The 24,124-nt window shown below is 62.5% G+C and carries 20 protein-coding genes; 9 read left to right on the forward strand and 11 right to left on the reverse strand.

Annotated elements, in window-relative coordinates; translation table 11 throughout:
* Positions 1 to 22 precede the first annotated feature (22 nt).
* From boxB to ACQR1E_RS22125, 5 genes are all read left to right on the forward strand, one after another.
* Positions 23 to 1,471, forward strand: a complete 1,449-nt coding sequence (gene boxB, locus ACQR1E_RS22105) for a benzoyl-CoA 2,3-epoxidase subunit BoxB (protein WP_315754142.1) — start codon at positions 23 to 25, stop codon at positions 1,469 to 1,471.
* A gap of 59 nt (positions 1,472 to 1,530) precedes the next feature.
* Positions 1,531 to 2,712, forward strand: a complete 1,182-nt coding sequence (boxA, locus tag ACQR1E_RS22110; RefSeq protein WP_434897559.1) for a benzoyl-CoA 2,3-epoxidase subunit BoxA — start codon at positions 1,531 to 1,533, stop codon at positions 2,710 to 2,712.
* A 34-nt stretch (positions 2,713 to 2,746) separates the two neighbouring features.
* Positions 2,747 to 4,297, forward strand: a complete 1,551-nt coding sequence (locus ACQR1E_RS22115; protein ID WP_315754139.1) for a 3,4-dehydroadipyl-CoA semialdehyde dehydrogenase — start codon at positions 2,747 to 2,749, stop codon at positions 4,295 to 4,297.
* Positions 4,298 to 4,602: 305 nt separating this feature from the next.
* A complete protein-coding gene (locus ACQR1E_RS22120) occupies positions 4,603 to 5,742 on the forward strand; it encodes an acyl-CoA dehydrogenase family protein (RefSeq protein ID WP_315754137.1) in 1,140 nt (379 codons plus the stop codon).
* A gap of 37 nt (positions 5,743 to 5,779) precedes the next feature.
* The gene (locus ACQR1E_RS22125) at positions 5,780 to 6,994 is read left to right on the forward strand and encodes an ABC transporter substrate-binding protein (protein WP_316168097.1); all 1,215 of its coding nucleotides are present in this window, start codon (positions 5,780 to 5,782) and stop codon (positions 6,992 to 6,994) included.
* A 103-nt stretch (positions 6,995 to 7,097) separates the two neighbouring features.
* Here the strand turns inward: ACQR1E_RS22125 and ACQR1E_RS22130 are convergent, their stop codons facing one another.
* Both ACQR1E_RS22130 and ACQR1E_RS22135 read right to left on the reverse strand, forming a co-directional pair.
* Positions 7,098 to 7,874: an SDR family NAD(P)-dependent oxidoreductase gene (locus ACQR1E_RS22130; protein ID WP_015665278.1), complete on the reverse strand. Its 777-nt coding sequence runs from the start codon at positions 7,872 to 7,874 to the stop codon at positions 7,098 to 7,100.
* Positions 7,875 to 7,931: 57 nt separating this feature from the next.
* Positions 7,932 to 8,795: a MaoC/PaaZ C-terminal domain-containing protein gene (locus tag ACQR1E_RS22135; protein WP_316171388.1), complete on the reverse strand. Its 864-nt coding sequence runs from the start codon at positions 8,793 to 8,795 to the stop codon at positions 7,932 to 7,934.
* Between the two features lie 144 nt (positions 8,796 to 8,939).
* Here ACQR1E_RS22135 and ACQR1E_RS22140 point away from each other — a divergent pair, with 144 nt between their 5' ends.
* From ACQR1E_RS22140 to ACQR1E_RS22150, 3 genes are read left to right on the forward strand one after another with little or no spacing between them, the layout of a single operon-like run.
* Positions 8,940 to 10,106 carry a thiolase domain-containing protein gene (locus ACQR1E_RS22140; protein ID WP_042339184.1) on the forward strand — a complete coding sequence of 389 codons (1,167 nt, stop codon included), beginning with the start codon at positions 8,940 to 8,942 and terminating at the stop codon, positions 10,104 to 10,106.
* A gap of 1 nt (position 10,107) precedes the next feature.
* Positions 10,108 to 10,512 carry a Zn-ribbon domain-containing OB-fold protein gene (locus ACQR1E_RS22145; RefSeq protein ID WP_015665275.1) on the forward strand — a complete coding sequence of 135 codons (405 nt, stop codon included), beginning with the start codon at positions 10,108 to 10,110 and terminating at the stop codon, positions 10,510 to 10,512.
* 22 nt (positions 10,513 to 10,534) lie between these two features.
* Positions 10,535 to 11,494 carry an NAD(P)H-dependent flavin oxidoreductase gene (locus tag ACQR1E_RS22150; RefSeq protein ID WP_315754131.1) on the forward strand — a complete coding sequence of 320 codons (960 nt, stop codon included), beginning with the start codon at positions 10,535 to 10,537 and terminating at the stop codon, positions 11,492 to 11,494.
* A 54-nt stretch (positions 11,495 to 11,548) separates the two neighbouring features.
* On the opposite strand, the gene ACQR1E_RS22155 is transcribed toward ACQR1E_RS22150, so the two are convergent.
* From ACQR1E_RS22155 to ACQR1E_RS22195, 9 genes are all read right to left on the reverse strand, one after another.
* Positions 11,549 to 12,745 carry an acyl-CoA dehydrogenase family protein gene (locus ACQR1E_RS22155; protein ID WP_315828353.1) on the reverse strand — a complete coding sequence of 399 codons (1,197 nt, stop codon included), beginning with the start codon at positions 12,743 to 12,745 and terminating at the stop codon, positions 11,549 to 11,551.
* An 8-nt stretch (positions 12,746 to 12,753) separates the two neighbouring features.
* Positions 12,754 to 13,902 (reverse strand): acyl-CoA dehydrogenase family protein, encoded by a 1,149-nt coding sequence (locus tag ACQR1E_RS22160; protein ID WP_315754127.1) that lies wholly within the window; start codon positions 13,900 to 13,902, stop codon positions 12,754 to 12,756.
* Positions 13,903 to 13,964: 62 nt separating this feature from the next.
* Positions 13,965 to 15,203, reverse strand: a complete 1,239-nt coding sequence (locus tag ACQR1E_RS22165) for a cytochrome P450 (protein WP_315754124.1) — start codon at positions 15,201 to 15,203, stop codon at positions 13,965 to 13,967.
* A gap of 23 nt (positions 15,204 to 15,226) precedes the next feature.
* On the reverse strand, positions 15,227 to 16,330 hold the full coding sequence (locus tag ACQR1E_RS22170; protein WP_315754121.1) for an NAD(P)-dependent alcohol dehydrogenase: 1,104 nt from the start codon (positions 16,328 to 16,330) through the stop codon (positions 15,227 to 15,229).
* 68 nt (positions 16,331 to 16,398) lie between these two features.
* Complete coding sequence (locus ACQR1E_RS22175; protein ID WP_315754119.1) at positions 16,399 to 17,685, reverse strand: cytochrome P450; 1,287 nt, start codon at positions 17,683 to 17,685, stop codon at positions 16,399 to 16,401.
* 80 nt (positions 17,686 to 17,765) lie between these two features.
* Positions 17,766 to 18,998, reverse strand: coding sequence for a CaiB/BaiF CoA transferase family protein (locus ACQR1E_RS22180; protein ID WP_315754117.1), 1,233 nt, complete (start codon positions 18,996 to 18,998; stop codon positions 17,766 to 17,768).
* On the reverse strand, positions 18,995 to 19,879 hold the full coding sequence (locus ACQR1E_RS22185) for a CoA transferase subunit A (protein WP_315754114.1): 885 nt from the start codon (positions 19,877 to 19,879) through the stop codon (positions 18,995 to 18,997). Before ACQR1E_RS22185 ends, ACQR1E_RS22180 begins: the two co-directional genes overlap by 4 nt.
* Before the next feature lie 49 nt (positions 19,880 to 19,928).
* Positions 19,929 to 20,717 (reverse strand): CoA-transferase subunit beta, encoded by a 789-nt coding sequence (locus ACQR1E_RS22190; RefSeq protein ID WP_315754112.1) that lies wholly within the window; start codon positions 20,715 to 20,717, stop codon positions 19,929 to 19,931.
* Positions 20,718 to 20,931: 214 nt separating this feature from the next.
* Positions 20,932 to 21,762, reverse strand: a complete 831-nt coding sequence (locus ACQR1E_RS22195; protein ID WP_315754159.1) for a FadR/GntR family transcriptional regulator — start codon at positions 21,760 to 21,762, stop codon at positions 20,932 to 20,934.
* Between the two features lie 130 nt (positions 21,763 to 21,892).
* Between ACQR1E_RS22195 and ACQR1E_RS22200 the strand changes: the two genes are divergently transcribed.
* Positions 21,893 to 24,115 (forward strand): acyl-CoA dehydrogenase, encoded by a 2,223-nt coding sequence (locus ACQR1E_RS22200; protein WP_315754109.1) that lies wholly within the window; start codon positions 21,893 to 21,895, stop codon positions 24,113 to 24,115.
* The last annotated feature ends 9 nt before the right edge of the window (positions 24,116 to 24,124 follow it).

A 24,124-nucleotide genomic window follows, 5' to 3' on the forward strand; every position in this document is an offset into this window, starting at 1 on the left:
ATCAACCAAAAAGGAGACGTTCGTGCTCGAAAACCTCAACGTGGACTATTCCACCCGTATTCCCAACAACGTCGGACTTGTCGAGGACAGGACTGTGCTGCGCGCCCTCGAAGGCTGGCATCCTGGCTATATCGATTGGTGGAAAGATATGGGTCCGACCGGCTTCCAGGAGTCGCTGGTCTATCTCCGGACCGCGATCTCGGTCGACCCGAAAGGCTGGGCCAAGTTCGACTATGTAAAAATGCCGGAATATCGTTGGGGCATCCTGCTCGCGCCGAAGGAGGAGGGGCGGCAGGTCAACTTCGGCCAGCATAAGGGGGAATCGGCCTGGCAGGAGGTGCCTGGGGAATACCGAGCGATGCTGCGGCGCCTCATCGTGATTCAGGGTGACACCGAGCCGGCTTCCGTCGAGCAGCAGCGTCACCTGGGCGCAACCGCTCCCTCGCTCTACGACATGCGCAATCTGTTTCAAGTCAACGTCGAAGAGGGCCGACACCTCTGGGCGATGGTCTACCTTCTGCACAAATATTTCGGCCGCGACGGGCGCGAGGAGGCCGATGAGTTGCTGCGCCGCCGCTCCGGCGACGACAACAGTCCGCGCATGCTGGGTGCATTCAATGAGACAACACCCGACTGGCTGTCGTTCTTCATGTTCACCTTCTTCACTGATCGTGACGGCAAGATGCAGCTCGAAAGCCTCGCGCAATCCGGCTTCGATCCGCTGTCCCGCACCTGCCGCTTCATGCTCACGGAAGAGGCCCATCACATGTTCGTCGGCGAGACAGGTGTCGGCCGCACGATCCAGCGCACCTGCGAAGCCATGAAGAGTGCCGGCATCCAAGATCCCCATGACATCACCAAGATTCGGAGGCTCGGCGTCATCGACCTGCCCACGATCCAGAAGAAGCTCAACCTGCACTACTCGCTTACGCTGGATCTGTTCGGCGCCGAGATATCGACTAATTCGGCCAATTTCTACAATGCCGGGCTGAAGGGCCGCTTCCAGGAGACGAGGATTGACGACGATCACCAGCTCACGAACGCAACCTACCCGGTGCTGAAGCTGGTCGACGGGCGGATCTCCAACGTGGACGAGGCCGCGCTCACCGCGCTCAACATGCGGCTGCGTGACGACTACAGCCGGGATTGCGCCGGCGGCGTCGGGCGCTGGAACAAGATCATGGAGAAGGAAGGCATCAAGTTCCGTCTCGAACTGCCGCACGTGGCATTCCATCGCAAGATCGGCGAGTTCCGCGACGTCCATGTCTCGCCCAGAGGGGTGATCATGTCGGACGCAGATTGGGCGAAGGCACACAAGGAGTATCTGCCCTCGGACTCAGACGGCGCGTTCATCGCGTCGCTGATGGAGCCTGCCTTTGAGCCAGGCCAGTTCGCAAGCTGGATCGCGCCGCCGAAGGTTGGCATCGACAACAAGCCGGGCGACTTCGAATACGTCCAGATCGCCGCTTGATCCGTTCAACCCGGCCGTCCCGCGCCATGCGGACGGTCCTATTTCCTGCTCGGGCCACCATGAATGCGCCGCTCAAACAGCATTTGATCGATCCGGAAATCTGCATTCGCTGCAACACCTGCGAAGAGACCTGTCCGGAAGACGCGATCACTCATGACAACAACAACTACGTGGTTGATGCGACGAAGTGCAATTTGTGCATGGATTGCATCCAGCCGTGTCCGACCGGCTCGATCGACAATTGGCGCATCGTCAGGTCGCCCTACTCGCTCGATGAGCAATATTCATGGGGCGAGCTGCCGAAGCAAGGGGAGCTGACCGGCGGCGACGACGGCGAGGCAATCGACTCCGAGGTGTTGGCCCTGCTCGACCAGGCCCATACTGGCGTTGGCGGCAAGTCCGTCCCTCCCGCAAGCGCAGCCAAGCCCGCGGTCAATCTTTACCAGAGGAACCACGCTGCTGTTGCGACCGTCACGGGCAATTTTCGCCTTACGCACCAGGATTCCGATGTCGACGTCCATCACGTGATCCTCGACTTCGGCGAGGTGGCGTTTTCGGTTCTGGAAGGTCAATCGATCGGTATCGTGCCTCCAGGCGTGGATGAAGAAGGCAAGCCACATCGCGTGCGGCTCTATTCCATCGCGAGCCCGCGGCACGGCGAGCGGCCGAACACCAACAATCTCGCGCTGACCGTCAAGCGCGAGCCGAATGGGCTCTGCTCGAATTACATCAGCGATCTCAAGAAGGGCGATCAGGTCAACGTGACTGGACCGTTCGGCGCAACCTTCCTCATGCCGAACGATCCCTCCGCCAACATCATCATGATCTGCACCGGCACCGGCTCGGCCCCGTTTCGCGGCTTCACGGAGTGGCGGCGCCGATCCATGCCCAGCGCTCCTGGCCGCATGCTGCTGTTCTTCGGAGCGCGGCGGCCGCAGGACCTGCCGTATTTCGGCCCATTGCAGAACGTGCCGGAGAGCCTGCTAGGCAAGCGCTTCGCATATTCGCGCATTCCGAGTGAAGAGAAGGTCTATGTGCAGGATCTCATCCGGCAGGAAGGAGCGTCTCTGGTAGCCCTGCTCTGCTCAACCGCGACCCATATCTATGTCTGCGGTCTCAAGGGCATGGAACAGGGCGTCGATGCCGCGCTCGACGACATCTGCCGCACCGCCAATCTGCGCTGGCGCGAGTTGCGCGACGCGATGCGTACCGAGGGGCGTTATCACGTCGAGACCTATTAGTTGGCCTCCTCTGTTCGAGCAGCAAGGAGCAATGATGACTGAAAATCTCCAGAGTTACCTCGGCGGACGTTGGCGGAGCGGCAGCCAAGGCGGAGCGTCACTGTACGATCCGATCCGGGGTACCGAGCTTGCGCGGGTCGGCAATACTGGACTTGACGTCGCTGACGGCTTTCAATTTGCCCGCGACACCGGTGCCGCCGCACTGCGCAGCCTCACCTATCGCGAACGCGGCGGATTGCTCGAAGGCATCGTCAATACGCTTCAGCGCAATCGAGACGCATATTACGAGATCGCACAAGCCAACAGCGGCACGGTAAGAAGCGATTCGGCAATTGACATCGATGGAGCGATCTACACGGTCTCGACCTATGCGAAGCTGGCAGCATCCCTCGGTGATGAAAGATTTCTGCTTGATGGGGACGCTGCCTCGCTCGCCAAAGATGCGACCTTCCAGAGCCGTCACATCCTCGTGCCAACACGGGGACTCGCTCTCCTCATCAATGCGTTCAACTTTCCGGCCTGGGGTATGTGGGAGAAGGCTGCTCCCGCCCTTCTCTCAGGCGTCCCCGTCGTCGTGAAGCCGGCCACCGCGACGGCATGGCTCGCACAGGTGATGGTGAAGGACGTCGTTGAAGCCAATATCCTCCCGCCGGGAGCGCTCTCGATCATTTGCGGTGGATCTACAGGGCTCCTGGACGCAGTCGATCCGTTCGATATCGTCTCTTTCACGGGATCGGCGGAGACTGCGTCTGTCATTCGCTTGCATCCGGCAATCTCAGAGCGGTCGGTCCGGATCAACGTCGAGGCGGACAGCGTCAATTCCGCCGTCCTCGCCGAAGGAGGCGCATGCGGAGATGCCGCATTCGATCTTCTGGTCAAGGAGGTCGTTCGGGAGATGACCCAGAAGTCGGGACAGAAATGCACGGCGATTCGTCGCATTTTTGTGCCAGAGCGGCAATATAAGCCCGCGGCTGACGCCATTTCGCAACGATTGAGCAAGATTACTGTTGGCAATCCCCGCAACGCTTCGGTACGGATGGGCGCGCTTGTCAGCCGAACCCAACTTGCTGCTGTGCGGCACGGGCTTGATCGTTTGCGCCAGGAAGCCAAGGTGCTGTACGACGGGGAGACTCACGAGCTGATCGATGTCGATCCGGCCGTGGCATGCTGCGTCGGCCCGACCTTGCTAGGCTCAGGCGATGCGGACGCGGCCAATCTCGTGCATGAGCTCGAGGTGTTCGGACCGGTGGCGACCTTGATACCTTACCGAGACGAGGCTCACGCCTTGAGCCTCGTGCGGAGAGGGCAAGGCTCCCTGGTCGTTTCTTTGTATGGCTCCGACGTGACCAGACTGTCGTGTCTTGCGACCGAGCTCGCAGACAGCCACGGCCGTGTTCACGTCGTCAGTCCGGACGTCGCCGAGGCTCACACAGGCCACGGAAACGTCATGCCTCAATCCCTGCATGGCGGCCCAGGGCGCGCTGGAGGCGGCGAAGAGCTCGGCGGCGCGCGTGCGCTCAACTTCTACCACAGGCGCTCCGCAATACAGGGCTCCAAAGCAGTGGTTGCCACCCTGAGCCGCTGAGCCGCAGATCACTTTCGGAGCGACCATTGCCGTGCCGGCTGCTCAGATTGCGGTGGCTGCGCCTCTCCGCGCTGATGTGTACGCTCGGCTTAGGATATTGACGTGCCCCCGCGACAATCGCCGGCATGGGTCTGGCGCCGTTTGTGGTGACTCGGGTCTCCTGAGCTTCTTGCGGGCGGGGACGCGTCGCTACGGCACAACCTGCCGAGCCCCAAGCGTCCGCTCCACGGTCCGACTTGTCATAATGACGTCTGGTGGATATATTGGTCCAACCATTGAGTTTAACCTGAGGGAGAACCGCTATCGTGACCTTCACCGAGGAGCAGGTCGCCTTTCGCGACAGCGTGCAGAAAGTCGTTGCCAGGCATGTGGCCCCGATCGCGGCCGAGATCGACGAGACCGATCGCTTCCCCGAGGAGATCGTCAAGATTTTTGGTGAAATGGGGCTGATGCAGCTCTGGGTGCCCGAGCAGTATGGCGGTCCCAACGGCAATCTCACCATGATGTGCATCGCACGGGAGGAGATCGCGAAAGTCTCGCCGGCCTGCGCGTCGATTGCCGGCCTCAACACGATGTTCATCATGCCGTTGCTGCACTTCGGCTCAGAAGAGCAGCGCAAGCGATTCCTCCCCATCATTGCGGAGGGCGGCGTCGTCACGGCCATCGCCATTTCCGAGCCCCAGGCGGGATCGGACGTCTCCGCCCTCAATACGCGGGCTCGCAAGGACGGCGACAGCTACGTCATTAACGGCAGGAAACAGTGGTGTAGCTACGGCGTTGCCGCCGACTACATCGTGCTGATGGCGCGCACCAGCGACAGCCCCGGCTCGGACGGCATCAGCGCATTCATTCTCGAGCCGAAGAAAATGCCGGGCATCAGCTTCGGTCGCCATGAACGCAAGATGGGTTTCCGCGGGGCGCCAAATACGCCGATCTTCCTGGACAACGTCCGCGTACCCGTCGAAAACCTCGTCGGCGAGGAAGGCAAGGGCTTCAAGGCCTCGATGCGCGCGCTCGACCTCAATCGGCCGACGATCGGCGCCCAATGCGTCGGCCTTGCGCAAGGCGCATTCGAAGCGAGCCTCGCCTACGCCAAGGAACGAAAGCAGTTCAAGAAGAGCATCTCCGAATTCCAGGGCGTCCAGTTCATCCTGGCAGACATGGCCATGCAGATCGAGGCGGCGCGTGCGCTGGTCTACGAATGCGCCCGCGCCGGAGACGCCGGCGACTGGAAACGCCTCAACGTGCTCGCGAGCATGGCCAAGTGCTTCAGCAGCGACATGGCGATGAAGGTGACGACCGACGCGGTGCAGGTCTTCGGCGGCTATGGCTACACCATGGATTATCCGGTCGAACGGATGATGCGTGATGCCAAGCTGACCCAGATCTTCGAGGGAACGAACCAGATCCAGCGCCTCGTGATCGCGCGCGAACTGCTTCGATAGCCGCCAAATTAGGAAACGCAGACCTGGAGGAACACCCTTGAGCCGCGCATCGGTCCTGACATCGTGCTCTCTGATCGTAGTCACTCTCCTGTCGCTCTCTGCCGCGCATGCCCAGAAGACTTATGATCCGGGAGCCAGCGACACCGAGATCAAGCTCGGTCAATCGACGCCGCTCAGCGGCCCGGCCTCCGCGTTTGGCGCAGGGGCTGGACGGGCGGTGCTCGGCTATTTCGAGATGCTCAATGAGCGTGGCGGGATCAATGGACGCAAGATCAGCTTCACCCAACTCGACAACGCCTACAGTGCGCCGAAAGCCGTCGAGCAATCCCGAAAGTTGATCGAGGATATCGGCGTCCTTGCCGAGGTCGGTACGATCGGGACCGCGCCGAACGTCGCCATCCAGAAATATCTCAACTCCAAGAAGGTGCCGCAACTCTTCATCACGGCGGGCGGACGCCGCTTCAACGATCCGAATCAATTTCCCTGGACCGTTCCGCTCTATCCAGACTTCGAGACCGAAGGCCGCGTCATGGCCAAATACATCCTCACAGCGAAGCCGGAGGCAAAGATCGGCGTTCTCTACCAGAACGACGATTTCGGGAGGGACTATCTCAAGGGTCTGCGCGCGGGACTCGGCGCAAAGGCGTCTCTGATCGTTACCCAGGTGTCCTACGAAGTTTCCGACCCAACCATCGATTCCCAGGTCGTTCAGTTGAAATCCGCCGGCGTCGACACGCTGATCGAACAGTCGTCGGCCAAGGCCGCGGCGCAGTCGATCCGCAAGGTGCATGAACTGGACTGGCATCCGCTGCACATCATCGGTGGCTCGACAGCCTCAGTCGAGACCGTGCTGAAGCCGGCCGGCCTCGACGCCTCCCGCGGTCTGGTCACCACGCAATTTCTCAAGCAGCCGGGCGATCCGGCTTGGACAGACGACGATGAGGTCAAGGCCTATAAGAATTTCCTGAAGAAGTATGCGCCGTCCGTCAATCCCGACGATTACTCGGTGCTCGTCGCCTACATGAACGTCAACGCGCTAGAGGCCGTCCTGAAGGCATGCGGCGACCAGTTGACCCGGGAAAATCTGATCAGGCAGGCAACATCCCTGCACGGCGAACGGTTGCCGATGATGCTGCCGGGCATCACCATCGGCACCAAGCCCGGCGACTACACGCCGTTCAGGACTCTGCGCATCGCCGTTTTCGATGGGACCAGTTGGACCTTGTCCGGCGAGCCGATGACGGCGGATTAAAAGCCGGTGGGTCGCGTCTCGTGCGCGCCCCACCGCAAGTTTCGCCTTCGTCTTTCGGCCCCCCTGAATGCAGAGACGCCAAGGGAGCGACGAAGGCGTAAGGTCAAAGACTGATGTGGAAGCCGCCGTTGACTCCGATGTGCTGGCCTGTCGTGTACGAGGACGCATCGGAGAGCAGGAAGCATACGGTCCGCACCACTTCGTCCGGTGTTGCCCAGCGTGCAAGCGGGATCTGCCCCAAGATACCATCGCGGAATTTCTCGCCGCGCACGACCTCGGTCATCGGCGTTTCGACCACGCCAAAGCAGATCGAATTGGCCCGGATGTTGTATTTGCCCCACTCCCGGGCTGCGGTCATGGTCATGGCGAGCAGTCCGGCCTTGGCGGCGGCATAGTTGATCTGGCCCACCGATCCCTTTCGCCCCGCGTCAGACGAGACGTTGACGATGGCTCCTCCCGAGGCGTCGCCGTCCTTCGCGCGCTGCACCAGATGGCGTCCCACCGCCTGCAACCAGAGGAACGCGCCGGTGAGATGAACGTCGATGACCTCCTGCCATTGATGCATGCTCATCTTTTCGATCAGCGCGGGGCGAATGATGCCGGCATTGTTGACCAGTCCGTTCACCGAACCGAACCTGTCGACGGCATCTGCGACGGTGCTTGCCGCCAGCTCAGCGTCGGTGACGCTGCCGACGACCTTCATCACCCGCTCCGCAGGAAAGCCCGCCAAAGCCGGCCCTAGCGCCTCGCCGTTGAGATCGACGGCCACGACATTTGCCCCAAGTTCGATGGCCAAGTCTGTCGTTGCCTTGCCGATCCCCTGCGCGGCGCCGGTGACGACGATCGTCCGGCCTTGTAGCGACACCATGTTCTTCGTCATTCGCAGTTCCTTAGTCTCCGGTGAAGTCCATCATCTTGTACGTGCCGTCCGGCCGTATCAGGTCGTGGCCCAGCCATGGCTGAGGACCAGCGCGTCGCGCTCGACGACCCGCGCCTGAAATGCGATGCGGTCGTCGAGGCGCCAGCATTCGAGCCGGATCGTGTCCCCAGGAAAGACCGGCGCAGACATGCGCGCCCGGATCGTCTTCAGCCGTGCGGGATCTCCGTCGCAGAAGCTCTCCACCAGGCCGCGACAGGCAAATCCATAGCTCGCAAGCCCGTGCAGGATGGGCTTCTGGAAACCGGCCTTGCTGGCAACCGCGGGGTCTATATGCAGAGGGTTGAGGTCTCCCGACAGACGATAAAGTACCGCCTGGTCCGGGCGCGTAGGCAAGGTGACGACGCGGTCCGGCGTACGATCCGGGACGGGCGGCGGAGCGGCGGCGGGTTCATCGCCGCCGGAAACTTGTGAGAAGCCGCCATCGCCGCGCAGCAAGAGCACCTGCTCACTGACGGCCACCAATCGTTTGTCCGTTTCGTCCCACAGTTCCTTCTCGACGTACATGATGGCGCCCTTGCCCTCGCCCTTGTCGACGAGCCGCGCGACACGACTCTTGCCGACCAGAATTCCGCTCGAAGGAAGCGCAGCATGCATCTGCACGGATTGCTCGCCATGCACCATTTTCGCGAAATTGATTCCGAGCTCCGCATTGTCCCTCATCCAGGCACCCGGCGAGGCTAGAACGGTCGCCATGGTCGGAAGTGGCACGAGATCCTTCTCGTAGACGAGGCGCAGTTGCCGCTCGTCCAATGGGCCGCTCGCGGCACCGACACCGAGCGCGTAGAGAATGGTGTCTCTCGCCGTGTAGACGTGGCGGACCTCGCTGGAACGCCAAGCCCGCGTCTTTGCATAATCAACCATCGCTCCCCCGGGTCTGGTCCCCCGCCAAGAAACAGATACAGCCTTGGTCTTTGGTTGAACCAATGATATACAGCCCGCCGGTCGTGGTCAACGATGCCCTATGCAGATGAGCGGCCACGGGCTGACGCGAGCGCGAGAGACCTGATGAGTATTCGAAGAAAGGCCTGCATAGCAGGCGCCTATGAGCACCCGACCCGAAAAGCACCGGATAAGACGGTCGCCCAGTTGCACGCTGAATGTGCGCGCGGAGCCCTGGAAGATGCTGGCCTGCGCCTCGAGGATGTCGATGGCTATTTCTGCGCAGGCGACGCGCCAGGACTCGGCGCGAACAGCATGGCGGATTATCTGGGACTGCGGCCCCGCCATGTGGACAGCACCGACACCGGCGGGTCCGCCTATTTGATTCACGTCTCGCATGCCGCCCAGGCGATTGCCATGGGCAAGTGTAACGTGGCTCTGATCACGCTCGCGGGGCGGCCGCGAAGCGAGGGATCAAGCGGCGTAGCGCCACGACTCGTCGGCGCGGGAACACCCGACGTGCCCTGGGAGGCGCCTTATGCTCCCGTGACGGTCAACATGTATGCGCTGGCGGCGGCCCGGCACATGTACGAGTACGGCACGACCAGCGAACAGCTGGCATGGATCAAGGTCGCGGCCGCAACCCACGCGCAGTATAATCCGAATGCGATGTTGCGCGATCAGGTCTCGGTCGACGATGTCCTCGCCTCGCCGATGATTTCCGATCCCTTGCATCGCCTCGACTGCTGCGTCGTCAGTGACGGCGGTGGTGCCCTGGTCGTCGTCCGCCCGGAGATCGCGCGCTCGCTCAAGCGACCCGTCGTCAATATTCTCGGCGCTGGCGAAGCGATCAAGGGTCAGTTGAACGGGCAGGTCGACTTGACGTTTTCGGGAGCAGCATGGTCCGGTCCTCGCGCGTTCGAGGAAGCCGGTGTCAAGCCTTCCGACATCGACTATGCCTCGATCTACGACAGCTTCACCATCACCGTGCTGATGCAGATCGAAGATCTCGGGTTCTGTGAGAAAGGCAAGGGCGGAGCTTTCGTTGCGGATGGCAATCTGATTTCCGGAGTAGGCAAGCTGCCGTTCAACACCGACGGCGGCGGACTTTGCAACAACCATCCCGCCAATCGCGGGGGCATCACCAAGGTCATCGAGGCCGTCCGCCAACTGCGCGGCGAAACCCACGCCAAAGTGCAGGTCCCGGATTGCAACCTTGCCCTCGCCCAAGGCACAGGCGGCTTGCTCGGCTCGCGCCATGGCAGTGCCACCCTGATCATGGAGCGCGCGTGAGATGACGACGATGTATCAGGACCGCCCGCTCGGCCTAGCGGTGCACGACCCCGCAACCGCGCCATTCTTTGCCGCAACGGCAGTCGGGGCGTTCCGCGTGAAGGTCTGCGTTTCCTGCCGCAAGCCGCATTGGTATCCGCGGCCGCTTTGTCCCTATTGTCTCGGAGACACCGAATGGAGCGATGTCACCGGCAAGGGTGAGATCTATAGCGTCAGCGTCACCCGCCGTGCCGGCCCCACACCCTACGCGATCGCCTATGTGCGGCTCGACGAGGGCATCACGATGTTGAGCAATATCGTCGATTGCAATCTCGATTCGCTGCGCATCGGGCAACGTGTCCACGTCGTATTCAAGCCCGCGGAGGACGGGACGATGATCCCGATGTTCGCCCCGGAACAGGGCTGACGAACGGCCCAGGAGCAGCTTCATGGCGCTTGACCCAAAGCTTCGGCGAACGCTTTCGTTGCCCGCCGTTTGCGCACCGATGTTCCTTGTCAGCGGCCCTGATCTCGTCCGCGAGGCCTGCAAGGCGGGCGTGATTGGCGCCCTGCCACGCCAAAACGCCCGCTCGTTCGACGAATTCGCTGAGTGGCTGCGCACGATCTCCGCGGATTTGCGCGAACACGCCGCGCAGGCGCCGGGACCGGTCGGTCCGCTCGCCGTGAACCTGTCTGCAAAGACGCCGGAAGACCAGATCGGGAGTCACCTCGATCTGTGCGTCGAACAAAATGTCGACATCGTCATCACCGTCGGCGGCAATCCCAAGATCATCGTGCAACAGGCGCATGATCGTGGGATAAAGGTCTTCCACGACATCACCAGCATCCCGTTCGCCGAGCGCGCCATGGCCGCCGGCGTCGATGGCCTGATCTGCATCGGCGCTGGAGGCGGTGGCCACTCCGGCACGATCAGCCACCTCGCATTGGTCCGCAAGGTCCGCTCGATCTTCAACGGAACGATCGTCATGGCCGGCGCCATTTCCGACGGCGCCACCATACGCGCGGCAGAAGTGCTCGGTGCCGACCTAGCTTATCTCGGGACCAGGTTCATCGCTACGAAGGAGTCGCTGGCGCCCGACGAATACAAGCGCATGATCGTATCGCAGACGTCCGCAGACCTGATTTATACGGAGAAGGTTGCCGGCGTCGCCGCGAACTGGCTGGCCGCGTCGTTGCGCGCTGCGGGCCTCGATCCGGACGCCTTGCCCGACCCGATGGGCAAGGGCATGCGGCACGACCATCTGCCTGAGAGCGCAAAGCCCTGGAAGAACCTGTGGAGCGCAGGTCAAGGAATCGATTTGATCGACGAGATTCCGACCGTCGCGGATCTGATTGTGAAGCTGAAGCGGGAATATGCGGAAGCTTGCCAGATCCCCGCCATGGTCTGAGGTACCTTGCAGGACGATCTCCGGGCGGCCGCATCACCTCTTATGGTGATTTCCTCAAAGCCCGAGCACCTGCTTGGCGATGATGTCGCGCTGGATTTCCGAACTCCCGCCGAAGATCGTGTTGGCGCGGCCGTTGAGATGACGTGCCACCACGCTTAGCAATTCTTCTGGGATGATCGGCTCGTCATTGAGAGCATGGAGAGGACGGCGCCTTTCCTCCACCAGTGCATTTTGCCCGATCATTTCAACTCCCACGCGCGAGATGGCCTGGTGGATCTCGCTCGCACGCAGCTTGAGGACCGACGACACCGGTCCTGGATTTTCGCCTCTCTGCAAGGCTGACAACACCCGCAGCTCGAGGAACTCCAATGTCTGGACGTCGAGTTCGATGTCCGACAGTTTGGTCGCGATCTCCGGGTGCGATATCGCCTTGCAAGACAGGTCGGAGTTGGCCAGTTCCCGCACCTTCTCAAGCGCATGTCTCAGTTTCGGCGAGTTGATTCCGCCGCCCCGCTCGAATTCCAGCAGATACTTGCCGCACGTCCAGCCCCGTCCCTCCTCGCCGACGAGATTGGTCACCGGAACTTCCACACCGTCGAAGAACACCTGATTGACGTCATGGTCGCCGCTGATCATCGTGATCGGGCGAATCGTGATGCCGGGCGACGCCATGTCGATGAGCAGGAAGCTGATGCCGTCCTGTTGCCGCGGTTCATCGCTGGTTCGAACCAGCGCGAACATGCGGTTTGCGAAGTGCGCGTGCGTTGTCCAAATCTTGGTGCCGTTGACGATGTAATGATCGCCATGGCGAACGGCGCGTGTCGTCAGCGAGGCAAGGTCAGATCCCGAGCCAGGCTCCGAATAGCCCTGGCACCATCGATCTTCGCCGCTGAGGATGCGGGGCAGGTAGAACTTCTTTTGCTCCGGGGTCCCGAAGCGCATCAAGACGGGTCCGACCATCTTGATGCCCATGGGAGATAGCTGCGGCGCGCCTGCTGCGGCACACTCGGATTCGAAGATCCATCGCTGCCTCGCGGTCCAGCCGGGGCCGCCATGCTCCTTAGGCCAACCGGGTGCGACCCAGCCCCGCTCGTGCAAAGCCGTTTGCCATGGCGCGACGATGTCGGGATCGGAGAAGAAGGAGACATTGAGAGAACTGGCCCGCCGCAGTTCGGGCGAAAGACGGGCCGCGATGAATGCCCGCACCTCATCTCTGAAGCACAACTCATCGGGCTTGAGCAATATCGACATGACTGATCTCATTCAGATCGGGAGTTGCCAAACAGCTTGGCGTGACGCTGCAGATGGTAGTCCACGCTGCCAAAAAGCGCTTCGAACGCCAACAGCCGTTTGAAATAGAGTCCGAGGTCGAGCTCGTCCGTGACGCCCATCGCACCGTGAAGTTGCACCGCCTGCTCCGCGACACTCCGTGCGCAGCGGCCGATTTTGGCCTTGGCTCCGGATGCGGCGAGCGATCGCTGCGTCGGACCGGCATCGGCACCCACGAAAAGAGCCGCGCGCGACGCCATCGCTCGGGCTTCCTCGCATTGCACATACATGTCGGCCAGCCTGTGACGGATCACCTGGTTGGCCCCGAGCGGCCGACCGAATTGCTTGCGCACCTTCGTGTAGTCGAGCGTGGCGTCGAACATGCTTCGCATCATGCCGACGGCCTCGGCGCAGAGTGCGGCAATCGCCCGATCGACGACACCTTCGATCGCCGGCAGCGCATCCCCGCCCCCTCCAAGCCGCGCATCCGGCGGAAGCCGAGCCTGTTCGAATGTCAGCTCCGCGACGCGGCCCCCACCTAGCCGTGGTGCATCGCGCAGCCTCAGCCCCGCGGCATCCTTCGGCACCAGGAACAGAACAATTCCAGCCCCCTGCGCATCGGGCAAGCGCGCCGACACGATATGGGCGTCCGCAGACGCTGCGTCGAGCACGGCGATCTTGCGGCCGTGGAGCATCCAACCCTGCTTGTCGGTCTGCGCCACAGTGTGGACCTCGGAAAGGCCTGCCCTTGCATCCGACTCGTAGTGAGCGAACGATAGTAGACGCTCGCCGTTGATGATGGACGGCAGCAGGCTTGTCCGCTGCCCGTCCGTGCCGCATTCCGCAATCAGGGTCCCAGCCAGCAGCACCGTCGAGAGATAAGGCTCGGTCGCAAGCCCGCGGCCGAACTCCTCCATCAGGATCGCGACCTCGACGGGTCCTGCGCCAAAGCCGCCAACCTCCTCCGCAAACGGAAGCCCGAGCCAGCCCAGATCGGCGAACTTGCGCCAGTTCTCGCGCTTGAATCCCATAGGATCCTGCATCGCATAGCGACGTGCCGCCTGGTCGTACTGTTCAGCGATAAACCGCTCGGCGCTATGGCGCAGCATCTGCTGCGCTTCGCTCGGCGTCAGATCCATCCTTGAGCTCCATTCATGTCGCCCGCCAATCTCGGTTTCCGGGCGCGCAGATCGACCATCGCCTAATAAAGTCGCGAGAAGCGGATCGGAAGCCGCTTCAAACCGCCGACGAAGGATGTCTCGGTCCAGGCCGGCTCGCCAGCAAGTTCGATCCCGTCGACGCGCGAGAGCAGTTCGCGCATGAAGGCGATCATTTCGACCTTGGCGAGATATAGTCCGAGGCAGGCGTGAATGCCGAAACCGAAGCCGACGTGGCGGTTCGGGGTCCGGTCGGCGACGAATGCGAAGGGAGACTCGAAGGCATCCTCATCCCGATTTGCAGAGGGATAGGCCAGCAGCAGATGATCGCCTTGTTTGATGGTCCTGCCGCGCAACGTATAGGTCTCCGTCGCGGTCCGGAAGAAATGCTTCACCGGAGATACCCAGCGCACCATTTCCTCGACAGCGGCAGGAATAAGATCGGGATTTTGCTTCAGCTTTCGCATTTCTCCGGGATTCTCGATCAAGGCGAGCAGACCGCCGGAGAGAGTTGCGCTGATCGTGTCGTGACCAGCACTGGCGAGCGCCACATAATAGGACGAGGTCTCGAACTCGCCTATCGGCTCGCCGTCGACCTCGGCCGTCGCAATGATGCTCGCGAGGTCGTCGGTGGGGTTCCGCCGTCGTTCCCGCGCCACTTCCTTGAAGAAGTTCACATAGGCGAAGGTGGCATCGATCAGGTCGTTGCCGCGCTGCACCTCCGCATCGCCACCGCCGAAATAAGCTCGAGTGATATCGAGCAATCGCGGGCCATGCTCATCCGGGATTCCGAGAATCAGCATGATGACCCTGAGCGGATACCACCCTGCGACATCTTTATAGAAGTCGCACTCGGTCCCCTTTCCAAGCATCTGGTCGACACTGGTCCGTGCGATCACGGCGATCCTGTCTTCCAGATGGCGCACTTCACGCGGCTGAAACCAGGCATGCGTAATCTTCTTGTACTTGGCATGGTCCGGATTATCCATCTGATTGATCGCGCGGACCAGCATTGGTCGGCCTGCCATCGCGTCCCGGACCTTTGTCTCGAAATCGATGGACAACAGCTTGGTGCGGGGCGCGTTGATGAACTTCTCGTTCTGCCGTTCGATCTCGATGACGTCCTGATGCTTGCTGATGGTCCAGAACGGACGGAAGCCCGGAGGTTCAGTCCAATGTACGGGATCCTGCTTGCGAAGGGTCGAGAACAGGGCATGCTGCCTGTCGAGAGCCCCGTAGGTTTCGTGGTCGACGATCGCTTGGTCTAAACTCGTTTCTTGCATCGCGTCCTCCCCTCGCTTCTTGTTCAGTTCATCCGCAGCACTGGCTTGACGGTTGCGCCGGCTTCCATGTCTTCGACCGCCTGGTTTATCTTTTCGAACGGATAGAAGCTGACGATCCTGTCGAGCGGCAGCCGCCCCTGGCGGAAAAAATCAACGAGCCTCGGCAGGAAGATCGTGGGCACGGCATCACCCTCGACGACGCCCCGGACCGTCAGACCTCCGCCGACCAGAACGCTTGCCTCCACGGGAAACCGCGTCCCGCGCGGCGGCGCGGCCACCTGGGCGGATGAGCCCCGCTGCCGCAGGCACGCGATCGAAGCGGCGACCACCTCGGGCACGCCCGTGGTGTCGAGCGAGTGATCGACGCCGCGGCCACGGCCGAGCGCGGCAACGGCCTTGGCCAGATCGGGTGTCCGGCCATCCACGATGTGGGTTGCTCCGATGTCACGCGCACGGGCAAGACGTTCATCGCGGATGTCGACGGCAACGATCGTGCCGCAGCCCGCCAGCTTGGCGGCCATGATCGCCGCCATCCCGACCGCGCCGACGCCGAACACGGCGATCGACGCACCAGCCCGAGGGGTCAGCACGTTCATTACCGCACCCGCGCCGGTCTGGATCCCGCAGCCCATCGGCGCGAGCAGCGCGAGCGGCAGATCGTTGCCGACCTTCACCACGTTTCGGGCCGTGGCAATGGCATGGGTTGCGAACGCCGATTGCGCAAAGAAGTAGCCGCTAAGCTCAGCGCCGCGGTAGCGGAGGCCTGAGCCACCGCGCCGCTGACCGAACAGGTTGATCATCCCGAACTCATCACAATAGCCGGGCGCGCCGAGTTGGCACTGTCCGCATGCGCCGCACGAGCCAAAGCTCATCAGCACGTGATCGCCCTCGGCCAGCCCGACCACGCCCGGACCGACGCGTTCGATCACGCCCGCGCCCTCATGACCGAGAATTTTGGGGAGCGGCACGGGGAGGTGCTGCAGTTTCACCGCGAGATCGGTATGGCAGATGCCGCAAGCCTCGACCCGTACGAGCAGCTCTCCGGGCGCAAGATCATCCGACAGATCGCAGCTGATCAGTTCGAACGGTCGCTCCGGCGCAACTGCAACTGCGGCTGTGATCTTCATGCTCGTCTTCTCCGTTACAGATTGCGCAGTGCCGTCAAATCATGCGGAAGCGAGATGTAGGGGATGGATCAACGGAGTTGGAAGCGGATCGGGAGGCGCTTGGGCCCGTTGACGAACCAGGACACGGTCGTTGCTCCTTCGCCGTCGAGCTCAACGCAGGAAATCCGCTGCAACAATTCTTCGAAGAGGATCCGCATCTCGAGCTTGGCAAGATATTGCCCCAGACACAGATGGGCTCCGTAGCCGAAGGCGAGATGGCGGTTCGGCGAGCGATCGATCCGAAACGTGTCGGGATCCTGGAAGACGGCCTCGTCGCGATTCGCAGAGGCGTAGCACAGCATGAGCCAATCGCCGCGCCTGATGGAGCGGCCGTCCAGTTCGGTGTCCTCGGCGGCCGTGCGCATGAAATGCTTGACCGGCGTGGTCCAGCGGATCGCCTCGTCGACGAAGCCGGGGATCAGGCCAGGATCGGCTTTCAGCCTTTCGAACTGCTGCGGATGTTCGCAAAGCGCCCACATCCCGCCTGCACTCGAGGACGATGTGGTGTCGTGGCCGGCGGTCGCGATGGTCACGAAATAGCTGAGCGCATCCAGGTCCGAGATCGATTCGCCGTCGATCTGCGCGTTGGCGATGACGCTTGCAAGATCATCGGACGGGTTGGCGCGCCGGTCCGCAACCACAGACGAGAAGAACTCGCCGAACTCCAATACGACATCCGATAGAGCCGTGGCACCGTCGTTTCGACCCTTGCGCGCGTTATCCGGGTCCTTGGTGCCGAAGAACTCCTGCGTCAAGCGCAACATCTTGGGCTCATGATCCGGATCGACGCCCAGAATCGCCATGACCACCCGCAGCGGAAACCCGAGCGCGATTTCGGACACGAAGTCGCAATGCTGGCCGGACGCGGTGAGGCGGTCCGCATAGCTTCTTGCGATGTCGCGAATCCTGCCTTCGATCGAACGCAGATTACCCGGCGTGAACCATTTCTGCGTCAATGCACGGAACTTGGGATGATCGGGAGCATCCATCTGCACCAGGGTGCGGAGGAGGCCGTTGCCCCCCGTCGCCGCCTCGATCTTGGCTTCGGCTTTGCTGCTCAGCAACGCCACCGGGCGATCACTGCTGCGAAACAGCTGGCTCTGCTGGCTAATGGTCTGAATGTCCGCGTGGCGCGTCACGACCCAGAAAGGGTTGAACCCGCGCGGACTGGCCTTCCCGAGCGGTTGATTGACGCGCAGCCAGCGATAGGCATCGAAGATGCGTTGAGTGCCGTAGGCTGAAGGGTCCGTCAGCACGGCGACGATGTTGTCGGGGATTGGAAAATTCGCAGCGCTCAACCCCGGTCCCTCCTTCATGTCGCAGTGCTCGCGGGTTCAGGAAGGAAGCCCAGCGGCAGGCGATCGACGACTTCGACATTCCTGATGCGCCGTCGCGGCTACTCGGCTGCCGCGACGATCCTCTCTTCCGCGCCTCGAAGAACTTTGCCCTCGCGCAGCGCCGCGATCTCCTGCGGGCTCAGTCCCAAAAGGCTCTGCAACAACCTTGGCCCATCCTCGCCGAGCGCAGGCACCTTGTTCCGGACATTGGCCGCGCTCTGCGCGAACCGGAATGCGGGGTTTGGAATGAGCAGCGGCCCGGCGCCGTCATCGATCTCCTCAAAGACGCCGCGCTCCTGGATAGGCGGCAGCGCCATCGTCTCACGGATGGTCCGGTATTGAGAACACGGCACGCCGGCTTCGGTTAGGGTCGCCTCGCATTCCGCTGAAGCTCGCGATGCCGCCCAGCCGTCGAGCAGGTTCATCAATTCGGACCAGTGATGCTCGCGGGCGCTGCTGGTTGCGAAGCGCGCATCGGTGATCCATTCCGGATGACCGACGCCGCGCGCCAAAGCCTCGAAGTTGTTCTGGCTCACGGGGGCGACGAGCAGGAAGCCATCGCTCGCCTGCGTGGGTCGATAGACCGGCCGGCGGCGCTCGGCCGGGAATTGCGCTTCCTGGCACTCGTACACCAGCATGCCGACCATGGCGTCGAGCAGCGATACGTCGATATAGTCGCCCTGCCCGGTCTTGAGCGTCCGAAACAGTGCGGCTTGAATGGCTCCGAATGCCGTCGAGCCACCGAGAACATCAGCGATGAAGATTCCGTTCTTCAGCGGACGCTCGACATTCCCCTCCTGATAGTCGAGGTTCGCCATGTCGTAGCCCGAGGTTGCGTGCAGCACCGGCGCATACGCGCTCCGTCCGGACCACGAGCCCTCCTGGCCGAACCCCGAGATCGAGCAGTACACGAGCTTGGGATTGATCTTCGCAAGGGTTTCGTAGTCCAGCGCGAGCCGCTGCATGACGCCGGGGCGGTAGTTCTCCACGAGCACATCGCACCGGGGCACCAGATCGTAGATCAGCTTGCGGGCCGCGGGCTGCTTGAGATCCAGGGCGATGCTGCTCTTGCCGGCATTGAGCTGGGAGAAATAGGCGCTTCGCCCATCCCGCAGCGGCGGACGCAACCGGATGTGATCGCCCTCCGGGGGCTCCACCTTGATTACTTCTGCGCCCATGTCCGCCATCAACCGCGTGCAATAAGGGCCGGACATCATCGCGGTGAAGTCGAGGACGCGGATTCCGTCGAGGATTCCTGGCCGGGCCGGTCCGATTGCCATATCGACGCTCATTTCAGATTGGTTTCTGATACGGCAAGCGCCGCCAGCCGGCTGCCACCGATCGTATCGAGATAAACGCTGGACGAGGCGCTCCGCACGTAGCGATCGAGATAGGCGCTGAATGTCTCGGCACTGGCGCTGCTCTTCACATAGTCCTTCAGATGCGCTTCATCGGAGCGATAGAGCGAAGGTGAAGCGGTCGGATGCGCGCCGAATGGCGCCTCGACGACCGCGTCGACCATGGCGCTCGGCAGCTTGGTCAGATGATTGCTGCGCCTGATCGTGTCGGTCGACACGATGCGATCGACCGAGACGATGACCCGCCGGGACGCCTGGGCGATCATCGCGTCGAAGAACGGCGGCCCAAGGTGCTGAACGTTGCCGTGCTCGTCGGCTTGCTGCGCGTGCAGCAGGCAGACATCCGGCTTGACGGCCGCGACGGCGAGCATCCTGCGCTCGCCAGGCTTGGACGGGAGCGGCCAATAATGCTCCGGCGCAAATTTCGGCAGGTCGGTGCAGAGGTCCGGCACGGGCATGTAGGGCAAATCGCAAATTCCCGCGCGCAATCCGCCCGCAATAGCAGGACCGTCCAGATCGTAGACCTTGAGCGTGCCGTTCTCCGATTGACGACGGAAATGCGGCGCCAGACCGAACTGCTCAAAGCTGATGAAGACGCAGACGGTGGAGGCAACACATCCCGCACCGATCAGCATGTCCGGCGCGATCGAGCCGGGCGCAGGGATCAAATGCAGGTCGCGAGCTCCTTTGCGGATCAACGCGCGTACGAGCGCCATCGGCTGCGAATTGAATATCCAACCGCCAAGGGCAACTTTGGCTCCGTCCGGGATCTCGGCTACGGCCTCATCGACGGAAACGATCTTGCTCTTTGTCATGGGACTTCGGCTTGCCTGTCAGTCTGATGGAAGGAGATCCGCCGCACGGTCAGGGAAACTTGCGCCGGAGATCGCCGCGCCGATCGACATGTTCGCGCAGCAGCGCGAGCTCCTGATCGGTGGGCATGGTCGTCACAGGGGGCATGCCCTCGACGACGATGTCGAAGGCCGTGGAGTCGCGGATCTGCTCGAGCGTCACGCCGGGGCTGATCGACCTCACGCGCATGGCCTTGCTGTCCGGCACGAAATCGAAAACTCCAAGCGGGGACAGCACCAGTCTGGGGCCGCCAGGCGGCAATCCCGTGCGCTCGCGGGAATCACCGCCTTCCATGTGACCGGCTCCGCACAGGAAATCGACCCGCGGCACGAACGCGCTGCGGTCGTGACGCGTCAGGCACACATAGAACCGCTTGGCGAGACCGCAAAGCGCACTGATGCCGACGGTTCCCGGCCCGCGTACGCGCGGCTTACGCTGATCACCGACCACCACCGTGTTGATGTTGCCGAAGCGGTCGACCTGCAGCGCCGACAGGATGGCGAAATCGAAGAAGTGGATCTTCCAGTCGATGAAGTCGATCATGACCGGCAGATCCATCCAGGACTCCGCCGACTCGAGGTTCTCGTAGTCGGCCGTCGACAGCAGATGATCGCGCGTCGGATTGACCATTCCGCCCGGACCGGAGATCCACCACAAGCGCGGCGCCTGCAGGCGGCGCGCGAGATTGCAGGCGGCAAGCTGAATGTCGGAATTGGTTCCGATGATGACCTTCTCGCCATCGGCGATATCGCGCGCCAGCAACACCGCCAGCGTCTCTCCGAGGGAGGGATTTGCAGCCATTTGTCCGCGACCTATTGGTTGAACCATTGGCAATTTAGCGAGGGTCGGATGCCGTGTCAACGGACCCACGGCCGGCGGCGACGAGACCGCGCGGATTCGTGCCGGACAATTCGGACGTGATCGGGGGTCGGCCAGCCACGCGTGTCCGCATGCCATCCGGAGTGGACGCATCGGCTGCTCGACAGACGAGGGTCGCGTTGCGCAGTAAGTGGATTTAGCGCTGGGCGGCCGGCGGAGACCGGCGGGCGCGTGGAGCGGCCTTGGTAGCCGACACACCTGACACACCTTCCGCGGCCTGAATGCGCGACATATAGCTTCGCTGCAGCCGCTTCAGGCAGGATTCCATCTCGGCCACGGCAGCTTCAGCGTCGCCTGCAGCAAAATGATCCATGAAGCGGCGCCGCGACGGCAACACGAAGCTGTTGTCATACTCGCCGATCCGCTGCACGAAATGAGTGAGCACATCGAGCACCCCGTTCATGACGATGACCATGATCGGATTGTCCGTGAGACGCGCTAGCATTCTGTGGAATTCGATGTGCCTCTCCGCGCGGCCTGCGAAGTCGCCCCGGCGGCGCGCTTCCTGCGCTTCATCGATATTACGGTTCAGCATCTCGATGTCTGCGGCCGTTGCGCGCCGGCACGCTTCTCGGACAACGACCGATTCGAGCCAGATGCGGGCCTCGGTCAACTGTGCGGGCTGGATGGTACCGACGTGGTACATGTCCATCAACCCGGTCGCGATGGCTTCGCCGCTGTGCTGGCTGATGAATGCGCCCCCGCGGGCGCCCTTCTGCAGGCGGATGAGACCGGCATGCTCGAGCGAACGCAAGGCCTCACGAAGGGTATTGCGAGAGACGCCAAATTGCTCCGACAGCGCACGCTCGGAAGGCAGACGGTTGCCGACCGTAAGTCTGCCGGAGGAAAGCTCCGTTCGGATCTGAGCGGCAATCTCATCGAACGCGCGGGACGATTTAATTCGTTGGAACTGCGCAATCGGCGCAGCCTCTGCGTTGGATTTGGCCGGCAATTGTGAAGCGCTCATATCCACCCGATGGTTCGAAGCTGCAAGGAAATATAGGCGAAGCTGACGATTCTCGCCATAGCGCGTTGGCGTTGACCCAGACTTCTCACAAATGTAGAATGGTAGGACCAAACGGGGAGTAGCCACCAGAATGCTGCGGGAGTTGCCGTCGGACGAGGATCGCCGGATCCTGCAAGAAGCCGTCCGGGGATTCTTCGAGGACTTGTGGGACAAGGCTGCTCAGGTGCCCCCAAGGCTCTGGAAGCAACTGGCCGCTCAGGGCTTGACCCAGATTGCGGCCTCTCCCGCCGAAGGCGGCTTGCGCGAGATCGTGCTGGTCCAGGAAGAGGCCGGCCGTGCCAGCTGCCGTGCACCGCTCGCGGATGCAGCCTTGATCAACCTCATGCAGCTTCGAGCCCGCGGCGATGCCCACGCTCTCAGTTCGCTTGTAGATGACCTCCGTAGCGGTGACGCGGTAGTCGCCGTGTCTTTCGCAGGCTTCGATCATGAGGGAGCCGCAGGTTGGGCGAAAATGGAAGCAGGCCGCCTGATTGCGGACTTGGGCTTCGTCGAATCCGCCGACATCGTTACGCATCTGGCCATATTCGTGCCCGGCCCAGCTCTGGCCATCATCAACACCAGCGAAGGTGTCGCCGCTGAGCCGAGCCCGATGATGGGAAAGGCTGGTTGGTGGCGGGTACGGATCGATGCGGTTCCAGTCGTCCTGGTGCCGTCCACGGCTGCCGAGGTCCGAGACCTGCTCACAGTCGCGGCCGTGGCGGAGACCGCGCGGGCGTTCGGTGCAGCCCAGCGCGCATTCGAGCAGGCCGTTGCCTATGCCGGCGAACGTCGGCAGTTCGGGCAACCCATCGGGCGCTTCCAGGCCATTCAGCACAAGCTCGCGAACTGCCACATCGCCTTGCGCGCGGTTCAGCTCACGATCGCGAATGCCGCAGCTCAATATGACTTGGAAGCCGCGCAATGGCGCTGGTTCGCAGCCGCAGCCCTGGCGACGGCTAGCGGTTCTCTTCGCCAGGTGTCGCTCGAGACCCAGCACGCCTTCGGCGCGATTGGCTATAGCGAGGAGCATGAGGCTCCGCGGCACTTCCGACAGGTCCATGTCAGCATGCTTCGCCATGGCGGCCAACGCCCGCCGGCCGAACGACTCGCGAGCCATTTTCTCGACGGGGACGGGAAAATCCGGTTTCCGGACTACGATCTGGGACCGGCCGGCAATGCCTTCCGCCGTGAGGTGCGAGCCTGGCTCGACGCGTATTGGTCGGGCGAGCGCCGTGCGCGGCACGAGCAGCTCTCCTTTCGCGAACGCGAATATGACCGCGAGTTCGCCAGGGCGCTCGGCATGACCGGCTGGATCGGACTGAATTGGCCGAAGCGGTTCGGCGGACAGGAGCGTGGCGCCTTCGAGCAGATCGCCTTCATGGAGGAGATGGAGCACGCCGAAGCCCCGCGTGCCGGCGCGCCCGTGCAGGCGGCCATGCTTCAGGTCTACGGCACGCCGGAGCAGCAGCAGCGCTACCTGCCGGAAATCCTGCGCGGGGAGGCCATCTACGGCATGGGCTACAGCGAGCCCCAGGCTGGCTCCGATCTCGCGTCGCTGAAGACGCGCGCGGTCCGCGACGGCGAGCACTATGTGATCAACGGACAGAAGATCTGGACCACGACCTATTGGGGCGAGTATATGCTGCTCGCGACCCGGACCGATCCGAACGCGACCCCGCCTCATGCGGGCATCACGATGTTCATCGTTCCGATGACGACGCCCGGGATTGCGATCCGCCCCTCAGAGACGATGTATGGCGGCACCTTCGCCAACATCTTCTATGACGACGTGCGGGTACCTGCCGAAAATCGGATCGGTGCCGAGGGGGAAGGATGGAAGGTCCTGACCGGGGCATTGGCGACCGAACGCGGCTTCATCGGCGGCGGCATCGTCTTGAAGGTCGCCCACATGTTCGAACTGCTGTGCGAGCATCTCCGGACCGCCAAGCGCCACGGCATCCCGATGCGGCACGATCCGCTCGTGCGCGCCAGGATCGGCGCGCTCGCGGCCGAGATCGAAGCCGGGCGGCGCATGATGGTCTATTGTGCCGAGCAGGTGGACAAGGGCGAGACGCCCCCGGACGAGGCTGCCGTTAGCAAGGTCTATTCCGGCGAACTGATGGAGCGTTTCGGCGAGACCGCGCTGGACCTGCTGGGGCCGGAGGCGCTGCTCAGCGAACACAGCCCAGGCGCGGTCCTGCGCGGGCGCATTGAACAGATGCTCCGGCATTCGCTGATGTGGGTCATCAGCATCGGCACCAACGAAATCCAGCGCAGCCTGATCGCCCAACGCGGGCTGGGACTGCCGCGATAGCTGTTTGCC

It is taken from the genome of Bradyrhizobium sp. HKCCYLRH1030 (assembly GCF_051168395.1).
Classification (GTDB): domain Bacteria; phylum Pseudomonadota; class Alphaproteobacteria; order Rhizobiales; family Xanthobacteraceae; genus Bradyrhizobium.